The following is an 11,480-nucleotide window of genomic DNA, read 5'->3' as shown; positions in this document are numbered from 1 at the left end:
TGGCCCGCCTACGCGGCCGGCGCGACGCTCTTGGCGCCGAAGCCCGACATCTGGAAGAACCGGCCGATGCGGGTGCGCAGCGACAGGGGGTCCTCGTTCATGACGAACGGATCCGCGTAGCACTGCGCTCCGGCGGCCTCCGCGATGTGCTTCACGGCCGCCGTCATGGCGGGCGCGCCCGCCACATACACGGTGTGCTCCCGCGTCAGCGTCGGCAGCGCGTCCGTCGGCCGGCCCTTGCGCATATCGGCGAAGGCCGGGCCGCCGCTGGTGGTGAGCGTAAGGTCGCGCACCCCGCGGGCCGACAGCCACGCGAAGGCCTGGCGCATGTAGAGGTCCGACGGGTTGCGCGCGCCGGCGATCACGGTGATCGGCCGGTCGGGCTGGCCCAGCCGGGCCGCGACCGCGATGGACCAGATCGGCGCGAAGCCCGTGCCGCTGGACACCAGCACCAGCGGACCGGTCCCCTGGCGCAGCCAGGCGTGCCCGAAGGGCCCGCGGACCTTCAGCCGGGCGCCCTCGCGGATGGCCTGTCCCACCGCGGACGAGAACCGGCCCTGCGGGTAGCGCCGGATGTGGAAATAAAGCAGCGTCTCGTCAGCCTCGCCGGCGAGGCCGAAGGTCGGGCTGTAGTCGCGCTCGGGCAGGCCCTTGAAGCCGAGCTTCACATATTGGCCGGGCAGGTAGCGCAGCGGACTGTTCATCCGCACGACCATCTCGCTGATGTCGGGCGACAGGGGCCGGATGGACTCCACCGTCGCGATGCGGGTCCCGACCGCCGGGACCTCCTCGAACGTGATGACGGCCTTGCCGGTCACGGTGGCCTGGCAGCCCAGCACCGTGTCTCCGTCACGCGTGCCCTGGTCGTCCACGCCCGCGCCCACGGTCACGCGGCAGGAATCGCACTGCCCGGTGCAGCAGTCATGTGGGAGGGCGATGCGGGCCGCGAGCGCCGCGTCCAGGATCGTCGTCCCGATCTCCGTCCGCACGGCCTTGCCGTTGATGGTGATCTCAGCGCTCGACATCGCAAGCCCCCTGGGAGCGCCGCCCCGGCGCCTCTTCTGATTTGGGCCGCGCGCGCGACCCTGAAGATTAGCTTTGCAGGAATCAGTACAAGATTTTCTTTACCATGACGAGCCCCGCCGCTTGCTCGTCGATGGACAAGGTTAACGAAGAGGAGAAGAGCGCAGACGTTTTGAAGTACGAATTCGAAGTTGCGAACCGTCAAATTGACGACTCGGGATTGCAGCATTCCTAACGGAGGTTGCCTCCGGCGAAAAGCGACCTCAAAATGCCGCCTGTCCCGAGCCGTGTCTTCATTTGGCCGAGGTTGCCCGGCACAAGCCCAGCGACAAAGCCCCGGACGACCGCATGATCCGCACGACCCTCCTGGCCGCCTGCGCCGGCCTCGCCGTTCTCGCGCTCAACCCTGCCCATTCCGCGGCCGCCGCCAAGAAGGCGGCCGCGCCCCGCTCCGAAGCCGCCGCCATGGCGGCGGCCATCTCGGCCTTCCGCAAGGGCGAGGGGCTCGGGGCCGTCACCGCCGACCCGGCCCTGGACAAGGCCGCCGCCCATCAGGCGGGCGGCATGGCGGCCGCGGGCCAGATGTCGCACGAGATCGCGGGCAGCTTCCCCAGCCGGCTGAAGCTTGCGGGCATCCGCGCCTATGCGGCGTCCGAGAACGTCGCCATGGGCCAGCATTCGCCCACCGAGGCCCTGGAGGACTGGAAGAAGTCCTCCGGCCACCGCAAGAACCTGCTGATGAGCGCCGCAACCCGCATCGGCTTCGCCCGGGCGACCGGCCCCGGTCCTCGCGGCCCGGTGCAGTACTGGGCGCTGATCCTGGCCGGGCCGGAGCCGCGGCCGAACCAGCCTCCGCCCGGCGCGGCCGTCATGCCGACAACCTTCTGGTGGGGCCACAACCGCCCCTGATCAGAGCAGGCGCACCATGAGGGCGCCCACCAGCACGAGCACGGCCCCCGCCACGCGCCCGAGCGACAGTTCGCGCACCGCGAGTCCGAGCAGCCCGAACTTGTCCAGGACCAGCGCCGCCAGCAGCTGGCCCGCGATGGCGAACGAGAACAGGGTGGCCGCCCCGAGCTTGGGGGCGAGGATCACGTTGCCGGTGACGTAGAGCGTCCCCAGGGCGCCGCCGGTGACGAACAGCCACAGCGGCGTCTTCATCATCTCGCCGACCGACGGAAGCCCTCGCACGAAAACGGCGGCCACCAGGGCCAGCACCACCGAGCCCGCCGCGAACGAGATGGCCGCCGCCAGAATGGGGCTGCCCACGCCTCGCGCCAGCTGCGCATTGATCGCCGCCTGGAGGGGAAGGGCGGTGGCCGCCAGCAGGGCCGCGAGGGGGAGCATAAAGCTGAGGGGGGACATGCGGGCCTTTCAAAGCGAAGCCCTCCCCGGCGGGGGAGGGCGGTATTGGAGATTCGCGGCCGTCATCCCCGGCGGCCTGCGGAGCAGGCCGGGAAGGGGATCCAGGGCAGCGCACACCGCGTTTGCCCGGTTTACCAGCCTTGCGGCTCCACGCCCCTGGATCCCCTTCCCCTCCGCCGCTGCGCGGCTCCGGCCGGGGATGACGGCGACTGCTTCGGCTTGGTCTTACTTCAGCGTCTTCGCCTTGTCCGTCACGACGTGGCTGAAGGCGCCCTGGGGCTCCTTGGAGATCACCGGGTCCGAGCCGCCGGAAAGCAGCGTCGCCACCGTGCGCTTGTAGTCGGCTTCGTCCAGCGAGCCGTCAGACCCGACAGTGAGCTTGTTGATCTCCTCCATCATGCGGGTCTGGTGCTTCTCGGTCTGGGCGCCCGTGGCGTCGTTGTCGAGCACGATCTGCGCCGCGTCCTTCGGGTGCTCGCGCGCCCATTCCCAGCCCTTCATGGAGGCCTTCACGAAGCGGGCCATCTTGTCCACGAAGGCGGGGTCCTTGAGCTTGTCCTCCAGCACATAGAGGCCGTCCTCCGTGGTGGCGACGCCCTGGTCCTCGTATTTGAAAACGACGAGGTTCTCCGGCTTGATGCCAGCGTCGATGACCTGCCAGTACTCGTTGTACGTCATGGTCGAGATGCAGTCGGCCTGCTTCTGCAGGAGCGGGTCGACGTTGAAGCCCTGCTTCAACACCTTCACGCCCTGGGCGGAGCCGTCGGTCGGGATCTTCAGCTTCGCCATCCAGGACAGGAATGGGTATTCGTTGCCGTAGAACCAGACGCCGAGCGTGCGGCCCTTCAGGTCCTCGGGCTTCTTGATGCCCGTCTCGGCCCGGCAGGTCAGCATCATGCCGGACTTCTTGAACGGCTGCGCGATGTTGACCAGCGGCACGCCCTTCTCGCGCGAGGCCAGCGCCGAGGGCATCCAGTCCACGATCACGTCGGCGCCGCCGCCGGCGATCACCTGCGGGGGCGCGATGTCCGGGCCGCCCGGCTTGATGGTCACGTCGAGGCCGGCCTCCTTGTAGAAGCCCTTGTCCTTGGCGACGTAGTAGCCGCCGAACTGAGCCTGCGTGACCCACTTCAGCTGCAGGGTCACCTTGTCGGCGGCCTGCGCGGCGGTGGCGGCGGCGAGCGCGCCGAGCGCCAGGCCCGCGAGCAACATCCTCTTCATCGTGTTTCCCTCCACAACGACGGTGAACTCAGGCGCGCTGGCGGTAGCTCGCGTGCCAGAAGGTGGCCCGGCGCTCGAGGAGCGCCAGCAATCCGTAGAAGAGCGATCCGGCCAGCGCCGCGACCACGATGGTGGCCCACACCATGTCGATGTTCATGCGCCCCACCTCGGTGTTGATGCGGAAGCCCATGCCCACGATGGGCGTGCCGAAGAACTCGGCCACGATGGCCCCGATCAGGGCCAGGGTGGAGTTGATCTTCAGCCCGTTGAAGATGAAGGGCAGGGCCGCCGGCAGGCGCAGGTTCATGAGCGTCTGGCCGTAGCTCGCCGCATAGGTCTTCATCAGGTCCCGCTCCATCGCGCCCGCGGAGGCGAGGCCCGCCACCGTGTTCACGAGTTGCGGAAAGAAGGTCATGATCACAACGATCGCGGCCTTGGACTGCCAGTCGAAGCCGAACCACATCACCATGATGGGCGCGACGCCCACGATGGGCAGCGCCGAAACGAGGTTGCCCAGCGGCAGCAGGCCACGTTGCAGGAAGGGCACGCGGTCGATCAGGATCGCGCACAGGATCCCGGCTCCGCAACCGATCAGGTAGCCCGCCGCCACGCCCTTGAAGGTCTGCACGAAATCCGCCCCCAGCGTGGGCAGCGACGATGCGAAACGCGCCGCGATGGCCGAGGGCGCCGGCAGGATCGCCTTCATCATGGAGGAGCCGAAGCCCCGGACCCCGCATTCCCACAGGAACAGCAGCGTGAGCCCGAAGATCAGCGGCGCGGCGAGGTTGGCCAGCCTGGCCGGCCAGCCTGGCTTCAGCCGCAGGGATGTCAGCCAGGACACCGTGTGCCAGGCGGCCAGCCACACCGCCGCGAGCGCGGCGGCGTAGCCCCATGCGGCGGCGCCCTGCAGGCCGGCGCCCAGCAGGGCCACGAGCGCGGCCCCGCCGGCCGCCGCCATGAGGGCCAGCATGGTCGAGCCCAGGCGCCATCGCGCCGAGTCGCCGGCGCCGGCGGCGCACAGCGCGGCGGAGGCGAACAACGCCGCCAGGTAGGGGCGGCCCCAGCCGGGCGCATCGCCGACGGTCGCGAGCGGCCCCGCCAGCGCCAGCGCGCAGGCGAGGGCGGTGAGGATGGCGAGCCAGTCCAGCCGCTTCATCGCGCATACCCCATGCGCCGCGCCACGATCCGGTCCGCCAGCGCGACCGCGGCGATCAGGGCGCACGCGCAGGCCGCGGCGGCGAAGATGGCCGCCCAGATCTGGATGGTCTGGCCGTAGTAGGACCCGGCCAGCAGCCGCGCCCCGAAGCCTCCGTCGGCGGACTGCGTCAGTTCCGCCACCACGGTCCCGACGAGCGCCGCCGCCACCCCGACCCTGAGGCTGGCGAACAGGAACGGCACGCAGGCCGGCAGCCGCAGCGACCAGAAGGTCTGGGCCTGTGAGGCCGAGTACGTGCGCATGAGGTCGAGTTGCAGCGGGTCCGGCGAGCGCAGGCCCTTCACCATGCCGACCGTCACGGGAAAGAACGACAGGTAGGCCGCGATCGCCGCTTTAGGGACGATGCCGGTGATGTCGAGCTGGTTCAGGATGATCACGATCATCGGGGCCAGCGCGATGATGGGGATCGTCTGGGACGAGATGATCCATGGCATGAGCGAGCGCTCGAGGCTCTTCACGTGCACGATCAGCACCGCGAGGCCGACCCCGAGCCCGGCCCCGAACAGGAACCCGAGCAGCGTCGCCGAAAGCGTGACGCCGCCATGGTAGACGAGGCTGCGCTTGGACGTCGCCGGGGTGTCCACCACCGTCTTCCACAGCTCCTGCGCCACTTGATGCGGCGCGGGCAGCTTCGGACGCTCCTGCGACAGCGTGCCGGCAACGAGCTCGGCCGTGGTCCAGCTCTTCCGCCCGGCGTTCTCGAACGCCGAGCGCTGCAGGTCGGCGTTCATCAGAACCGCGCCGAGATACCAGAGCGCCACGATCGCCGCGCAGACCACCACGATGGGACCGACGGCGCCTCGCCAAAGCGCTGCGAAGAAGCGGCTCGCCCCGCCACGCCGGGCGCGCATCGCGGGAAGGGTCGCCGCGTCAGCCATGGCGGCCCCCTTCTCCCCGCGGGAAAAGATATCGGGGAAGTCGGATGGCGGCCTCTTGCTCTCCGTCATCCCCGGCGACCTGCTGAGCAGGTCGGGAAGGGGATCCAGGAGACTGGGCGCCAGGCTCATGACGCGGACCGGCAAAGCCCGGCGCGTGCCGCCCCTGGATCCCTTTCCCCTCCGCCGCTGCGCGGCTCCGGCCGGGGATGACGGCCGGGAGAACGCGAACTGCAAGCACGCCGAGAGCGGGGGCGCTCGCCTCATTCATAGGAATGCCCCTCCCGCAGCCCGTGCCGGACGCGGTTGGCGATCTCCAGGAACTCGGGCGTTTCGCGGATGTCGAGCGTCCGGTCGCGCGGGAAGTCGCAGGGAATGGTCTCGTGGATCCGCCCCGGACGCGGCGACATCACCACGATGCGGGTCGAGAGGAAAACGGCTTCCGGAATGGAGTGCGTGACGAACACGACGGTCTTGCGCGTCAGGTCCCAGAGCCGCAGCAGTTGCTCGTTCAGCTTGTCGCGGACGATCTCGTCCAGCGCCCCGAAAGGCTCGTCCATGAGCAGCAGGTCCGGGTCGAAGGACAGGGCGCGCGCGATCGACGCACGCTGCTGCATGCCGCCGGAGAGCTGCCACGGAAACTTGCGCTCGAAGCCCGTCAGGTTCACCAGCGCGAGGTTCTTCTCCACCCGCTCGCGCCGCTCGGCCTTGGGATAGCCCATGATCTCCAGCGGCAGCCCCACATTGCCGGCGATGGACCGCCACGGGTAGAGCGCCGGGGCCTGGAACACGTAGCCATAGGACCGGTTCAGCCGCGCCTCCTGCGGGCTGACGCCGTTCACCGTGATCGACCCGGCGCTGGCCGTCTCCAGGTCGGCGATCACGCGCAGGAGGGTGGTCTTGCCGCAGCCGGACGGCCCGATCAGCGAAACGAATTCCCCGCGCTGGATGTCGAGGTCGATGCCGGACAGGGCCTGGACGGGCCCGTCCGTCGCCTCGTAGGTCAGGGACAGGTCCCGCGCGGCGATCACGGGCGGAGTGGTGGCGGGCGCCTGCCGTGCTGCTTCGACCCTGTCCGTCGCCATGGCGCTGTTCATCGTGATGCAGCCCGCTCTCCGTCATCTCCGGCGACCTGCGCAGCAGGTCGGGAAGCGGGTCCAGGGGCCACGCGCGCCACCCCTAGATCCCCTTCCCCTCCGCCGCTGCGCGGCTCCGGCCGGGGATGACGGCCGAGAATGATGCCTGGAAGCGTCGCGCTCACCGCGCCACGGCCTTGTCGGCGGTCATCGCCTTGAAGGTGCGCAGCGCCACCGCGTCGGCCGGGAAGGGCGCGCGCGGCACGAAGCGGCCGCGGCCGCGCTGGCCGGTGAGCTTGCCCTCCTGCCACACGCATTCGCCGCGCGAGAACGTGTAGCGCGGCGTGGCGCTGACCTTCGTCCCCTCGAACACGTTGTAGTCGATGGCCGACTGCTGGGTCTTGGCCGAGATCGTCTTGCCCGCCTTGGGGTCCCACACCACCACGTCGGCTTCGGCCCCCGGCATGATCGCGCCCTTGCGCGGGTAGAGGTTGAGGATCTTGGCGATATTGGTGGAGGTCGCCGCCACGAACTCGTTCATGGTGAGGCGACCCGTCTCCACGCCGGCGGTCCACAGCACGGAGAGGCGATCCTCCAGCCCGCCCGTGCCGTTGGGGATCTTGGTGAAATCGCCCATGCCGAAGCGCTTCTGCTCGGTGGTGAAGGCGCAGTGGTCGGTGGCCACCACCTGCAGGGAGCCGGCGCGCAGGCCGTTCCACAGGTCGTCCTGGTGCTTCTTGTTGCGGAACGGCGGCGACATCACGCGGCGGGCGGCGTGGTCCCAGTCGGGGTTGAAGTACTCGCTCTCGTCCAGCGTCAGGTGCTGGATCAGCGGCTCGCCATAGACGCGCTGCCCATTGGCCCGGGCGCGGGCCACGGCCTCGTGGGCCTCGATGGAGGACACATGGACGATGTAGACCGGGCAACCGGCCGCGTCCGCGATCATGATGGCCCGGTTGGCGGCCTCGCCCTCCACGCTCGGCGGGCGCGAATAGGCGTGGCCCTCCGGCCCGGTGACGCCCTCCCGCATGAACTTCTGCTGGAGCGCCGCCACGAGGTCGCCGTTCTCGGCGTGGACGAGCGGCATGGCGCCCAGCTCGGCGCAGCGCTGGAACGAGGCGAACATCTCCTCGTCGTTCACCATCAGCGCGCCCTTGTAGGCCATGAAGTGCTTGAAGGTGGTGACGCCCTTCCCGACCACCTTGCCCATGTCCTCCCGGACCTGGTCGTTCCAATAGGTGACGCACATGTGGTAGGCGTAGTCGGCGTAGGCCGTCTCCGACTTCTTGTCCCACTCCGCCCAGGCGTCCATCAGCGGCTGGCCGTGTCCCGGGATGCAGAAGTCCACCACCATGGTGGTGCCGCCCGACAACGCGGCGCGCGTGCCGCTTTCCCAGTCATCCGCCGTGGTCGTGCCCATGAACGGCATCGCGAGGTGCGTGTGCGGGTCGATGCCGCCGGGGAACACGAAGCAGCCTTCGGCGTCCACTGTCGTGTCGCCCGAGAGGCCCTCGCCCACCGCCTTGATGTGCTCGCCCTCGATCAGCACGTCCGCCTTCCAGGTGCGGTCGGCGTTGACCACGGTTCCGTTCTTGATGAGCGTCGACATGATCCCCTCCAGGCGGGGGCGCGGTCGATCGCGGCCCCCGGGATGCTTCCGAAGCCGCGCGCCCTAGCGGGTCACGCGACGATCTCCGCCTTGGCCAGGGCGGCCTGCAGCAGCACGTTCGCGCCGGCGGTCGCCCACTCGGGCTTGATGTCCTCCGTCTCGTTGTGGCTGATCCCGTCCACGCAGGGCGTGAAGATCATGGCCGTCGGCGCGACCCGGGCGATGTAGCAGGCGTCGTGCCCGGCGCCGGAGACGATGTTCCGGTGCGAATAGCCGAGCTTCGTCGCGGCTTCCCGGACCGCGGCCACGCAGCTCTCCTCGAACGCGACCGGCGGGTAGTAGAAGATCTGCTGCGTCTCTTGCGTGAGCCCGATCCCGGCGCAGATCTCCGCGACGCCCTCCCGGAGCGCCTTGTCCATGCCGGCGAGCACGCCGTCGTCCGGGTGCCGGAAGTCCACCGTCATCCAGACCTGCCCGGGGATGACGTTGCGCGAGTTCGGGTAGGGGTTGAGCATGCCCACCGTCGCCACCGCGTTCGGGGCGTTGGCGAGCCCGATCCGGTTCACCAGCTCCACCACGCGCGCCGCGCCCAGCAGCGCGTCCTTGCGGGCCGGCATGGGCGTGGACCCGGCATGGCTCTCGAACCCGGTCAGCGTGATCTCGTACCAGCGCTGGCCCTGCCCGTGGGTGACCACGCCGATGTCGACGTTCTCGTCCTCCAGGATCGGGCCCTGCTCGATATGCAGCTCGAAGAAGGCGTGGAACGGCCGCCCGCCCACGGGTCGATCGCCCTGGAAGCCGATGCGTTTCAGCTCGTCGCCCAGCGTCTTGCCTTCGGAGTCCACGCGCGAATAGGCGAACTCTTCCGTGTAGACCCCGGCGAACACCCCGGAGGACACCATGGCGGGCGCATAGCGCGAGCCCTCCTCGTTGGTCCAGTTGGCGATCTCGACCGGATGCCTGGTGCGGATGTTGAGGTCCTTGAGCGTGCGCACCACCTCAAGGGCGCCGAGAACGCCCAGCACCCCGTCGAACTTGCCGCCCGTGGGCTGCGTGTCGAGGTGGCTGCCGAGCACGACCGGCGGCAGGCTGTCGTCGACGCCCGGCCGGCGGGCGAACATGTTGCCCATGCGGTCCACCGAGACGGTGCAGCCGGCTTCCGCCGCCCAGCGGGTGAACAGCTCGCGGCCCTGCTTGTCGAGATCCGTCAGCGTCAGGCGCTTGCAGCCGCCCTTGGGGGTGGCGCCGATCTTCGCCATCTCCATCAGGCTGTCCCACAGGCGCGCGCCGTCGATGCGCACGTTGCCGAGCTCGGCCGCCGTCCCGCTCATCCCCGAATTCCCCTACCCACGCGGCGGGCTGCGAGCCTCGCCGGAAGCCGCGGGAACGGCGCTGATTTTTGTCTCCCGCGCCCGCCGAGTCGAGGCTATTATGGCCCTGACCGTTTGGTCAACAATGGCCCGCCGCGAGAAGCGGGACTTTTTCGGAGGCTGATGGTGACCGCTCAGGCGGCTCGGGAGAAAGCGCGCACAGGGGCGCGCAGGGGCGGGCGCGAAGAAAACGAGAGGCTGATTCTGGAGGCCGCTGAGGCGGTCTTCGCCGAACTCGGTTTCAAGGGCGCGACCACGGGCGCGATCGCCGAACGCGCCGGCCTGCCCAAGGCCAACGTGCACTATTATTTCCCCAGCAAGGACGACCTCTACCGCGCCGTGATGGCCCGCGTGCTCGACCGCTGGCTAGCCGCCGCGTCGTCCCTCGACGACAGCGACGACCCGAAGGACGCGCTCACCCGCTACATCGCCGCCAAGATGGAGCTGTCGCGCGCCATGCCGCTCGGCTCGCGCATCTTCGCCAGCGAGATCATGCGCGGCGCCCCCGCCATCACCGACCATCTGGAGACCACGCTGGCCGACTGGGTCGCCCGCCGCGGCGCCATTGTCCGCCGCTGGATCGCCGAGGGAAAGCTCGCCCCGGTCGACCCCAAGGTGCTGTTCTACATGATCTGGGCCACCACCCAGCACTACGCCGACTTCGCCCGGCAGATCGAGGTGCTCAACGGCGGCCGGCCGCTCAGCGACGAGCAGTTCGCGGAGGCCACGCGGCAGGTCGCCCGCACGATCCTGCGGGGCGTGCTGGCCTGACACGGTCGGACTGGGTCGTTCCCTCAAGGCCATGCCCCGGTGGATGCCGGGCGCCCCCTGTGCCATGGTCCGGGCGGGCGGGACAAACCGCCCCCGCATGCGAAGAGGAACGCCATGGCAGGAGCCATCTACCCCGATCTGGAAGGCAAGGTCGTCGTCGTCACGGGCGGCGGCAGCGGCATCGGCGAGGCCATCGTGCGCGCCTTCGCGCGGCAGAAGGCCAAGGTGGGCTTCCTGGACATCAACCGCCCGGCCTCCGAGGCCCTGGTGGCCGACCTTTCCGGGCACGGCGCGACGGTGCGCTTCGAGCACTGCGACCTCACGGACGTCGCCGCCCTGCGCGCGGCTGTCGCCAACATCCGCTCGGCCCTTGGGCCCGTCGCGGTCCTGGCCAACAACGCCGCCCATGACGAGCGCCACCGCACGGAGGACGTCACGCCCGAATACTGGGACGGCCGCATCGCCGTGAACCTGCGCCACCAGTTCTTCGCCGCCCAGGCCGTGCTGGACGACATGAAGGCCGCCGGCGGCGGGTCCATCATCAACATGGGGTCGGTGTCCTGGATGGTCGGCCAGGGCGGCATGGCGGCCTACACCGCCGCCAAGTCCGCCGTGCTCGGCCTCACCCGCTCGCTGGCGCGCGATTTCGGCCCCTACGGCATCCGCGTGAACGCCGTCGCGCCGGGCTGGATCATGACCCAGCGCCAGATCGACCTCTGGCTCACCCCCGAGGGCGAGAAAGAGCTGATGGAGCGTCAGTGCCTGAAGCGCAAGCTCGTGCCGGACGACATCGCCCGCTTCGTGGTCTTCATGGCCACCGACGAAGCCGGCGCCTGCACCAACCAGCACTACATCGTCGACGGCGGCTGGGTCTGACGCTCGACAAGCCTGGCGAATGCGCCCAATCCCCTCCACCGTCATCCCCGGCCGGAGCCGCGGAGCGGCGGAGGGGAA

At 69.7% G+C, this 11,480-nt stretch carries 11 protein-coding genes; 3 read left to right on the top strand and 8 right to left on the bottom strand.

Translation table 11 applies throughout. From position 1 onward, the window contains the following. Positions 1-8: 8 nt before the first annotated feature. A complete protein-coding gene (locus SLNSH_RS10755; RefSeq protein WP_106336907.1) occupies positions 9-1,025 on the bottom strand; it encodes a 2Fe-2S iron-sulfur cluster-binding protein in 1,017 nt (338 codons plus the stop codon). A gap of 346 nt (positions 1,026-1,371) precedes the next feature. Here SLNSH_RS10755 and SLNSH_RS10750 point away from each other — a divergent pair, with 346 nt between their 5' ends. Further along, positions 1,372-1,932: a CAP domain-containing protein gene (locus SLNSH_RS10750; RefSeq protein WP_146140244.1), complete on the top strand. Its 561-nt coding sequence runs from the start codon at positions 1,372-1,374 to the stop codon at positions 1,930-1,932. Here SLNSH_RS10750 and SLNSH_RS10745 read toward each other — a convergent pair whose 3' ends face one another. The 7 genes from SLNSH_RS10745 to SLNSH_RS10715 form a co-directional block, all read right to left on the bottom strand. Further along, positions 1,933-2,388, bottom strand: coding sequence for a DMT family transporter (locus SLNSH_RS10745; RefSeq protein WP_245422241.1), 456 nt, complete (start codon positions 2,386-2,388; stop codon positions 1,933-1,935). 225 nt (positions 2,389-2,613) lie between these two features. Then, positions 2,614-3,609, bottom strand: a complete 996-nt coding sequence (locus SLNSH_RS10740) for an ABC transporter substrate-binding protein (RefSeq protein ID WP_106336903.1) — start codon at positions 3,607-3,609, stop codon at positions 2,614-2,616. Between the two features lie 28 nt (positions 3,610-3,637). Further along, positions 3,638-4,765, bottom strand: a complete 1,128-nt coding sequence (locus SLNSH_RS10735; protein WP_106336901.1) for an ABC transporter permease — start codon at positions 4,763-4,765, stop codon at positions 3,638-3,640. Beyond that, positions 4,762-5,703 carry an ABC transporter permease gene (locus SLNSH_RS10730; RefSeq protein WP_106337129.1) on the bottom strand — a complete coding sequence of 314 codons (942 nt, stop codon included), beginning with the start codon at positions 5,701-5,703 and terminating at the stop codon, positions 4,762-4,764. Before SLNSH_RS10730 ends, SLNSH_RS10735 begins: the two co-directional genes overlap by 4 nt. 260 nt (positions 5,704-5,963) lie before the next feature. Then, the gene (locus tag SLNSH_RS10725; protein WP_106337128.1) at positions 5,964-6,785 is read right to left on the bottom strand and encodes an ABC transporter ATP-binding protein; all 822 of its coding nucleotides are present in this window, start codon (positions 6,783-6,785) and stop codon (positions 5,964-5,966) included. Positions 6,786-6,957: 172 nt separating this feature from the next. Next, positions 6,958-8,385: a dihydropyrimidinase gene (gene hydA, locus SLNSH_RS10720; protein ID WP_106336900.1), complete on the bottom strand. Its 1,428-nt coding sequence runs from the start codon at positions 8,383-8,385 to the stop codon at positions 6,958-6,960. 71 nt (positions 8,386-8,456) lie between these two features. Continuing rightward, on the bottom strand, positions 8,457-9,716 hold the full coding sequence (locus SLNSH_RS10715; protein ID WP_106336898.1) for a Zn-dependent hydrolase: 1,260 nt from the start codon (positions 9,714-9,716) through the stop codon (positions 8,457-8,459). Positions 9,717-9,878: 162 nt separating this feature from the next. Here SLNSH_RS10715 and SLNSH_RS10710 point away from each other — a divergent pair, with 162 nt between their 5' ends. Beyond that, positions 9,879-10,526 (top strand): TetR family transcriptional regulator C-terminal domain-containing protein, encoded by a 648-nt coding sequence (locus SLNSH_RS10710; RefSeq protein ID WP_106336896.1) that lies wholly within the window; start codon positions 9,879-9,881, stop codon positions 10,524-10,526. 114 nt (positions 10,527-10,640) lie between these two features. Continuing rightward, positions 10,641-11,402, top strand: a complete 762-nt coding sequence (locus SLNSH_RS10705; RefSeq protein WP_106336895.1) for an SDR family NAD(P)-dependent oxidoreductase — start codon at positions 10,641-10,643, stop codon at positions 11,400-11,402. Positions 11,403-11,480: the final 78 nt, after the last annotated feature.

Source organism: Alsobacter soli, assembly GCF_003004785.1.
In the GTDB taxonomy this organism is placed as follows: domain Bacteria; phylum Pseudomonadota; class Alphaproteobacteria; order Rhizobiales; family Beijerinckiaceae; genus Alsobacter; species Alsobacter soli.
Note: the sequence above shows the minus strand (reverse complement) of the source record. Positions and strands in the feature narration are given on the sequence as shown.

What these genes read in the sequence shown, in the direction of transcription:
- SLNSH_RS10755 (WP_106336907.1), bottom strand. Translation starts at nt 1,025, where the DNA reads ATGTCGAGCGCTGAGATCACCATCAACGGCAAGGCCGTGCGGACGGAG.
- SLNSH_RS10750 (WP_146140244.1), top strand. Translation starts at nt 1,372, where the DNA reads ATGATCCGCACGACCCTCCTGGCCGCCTGCGCCGGCCTCGCCGTTCTC.
- SLNSH_RS10745 (WP_245422241.1), bottom strand. Translation starts at nt 2,388, where the DNA reads ATGTCCCCCCTCAGCTTTATGCTCCCCCTCGCGGCCCTGCTGGCGGCC.
- SLNSH_RS10740 (WP_106336903.1), bottom strand. Translation starts at nt 3,609, where the DNA reads ATGAAGAGGATGTTGCTCGCGGGCCTGGCGCTCGGCGCGCTCGCCGCC.
- SLNSH_RS10735 (WP_106336901.1), bottom strand. Translation starts at nt 4,765, where the DNA reads ATGAAGCGGCTGGACTGGCTCGCCATCCTCACCGCCCTCGCCTGCGCG.
- SLNSH_RS10730 (WP_106337129.1), bottom strand. Translation starts at nt 5,703, where the DNA reads ATGGCTGACGCGGCGACCCTTCCCGCGATGCGCGCCCGGCGTGGCGGG.
- SLNSH_RS10725 (WP_106337128.1), bottom strand. Translation starts at nt 6,785, where the DNA reads ATGGCGACGGACAGGGTCGAAGCAGCACGGCAGGCGCCCGCCACCACT.
- hydA (WP_106336900.1), bottom strand. Translation starts at nt 8,385, where the DNA reads ATGTCGACGCTCATCAAGAACGGAACCGTGGTCAACGCCGACCGCACC.
- SLNSH_RS10715 (WP_106336898.1), bottom strand. Translation starts at nt 9,716, where the DNA reads ATGAGCGGGACGGCGGCCGAGCTCGGCAACGTGCGCATCGACGGCGCG.
- SLNSH_RS10710 (WP_106336896.1), top strand. Translation starts at nt 9,879, where the DNA reads ATGGTGACCGCTCAGGCGGCTCGGGAGAAAGCGCGCACAGGGGCGCGC.
- SLNSH_RS10705 (WP_106336895.1), top strand. Translation starts at nt 10,641, where the DNA reads ATGGCAGGAGCCATCTACCCCGATCTGGAAGGCAAGGTCGTCGTCGTC.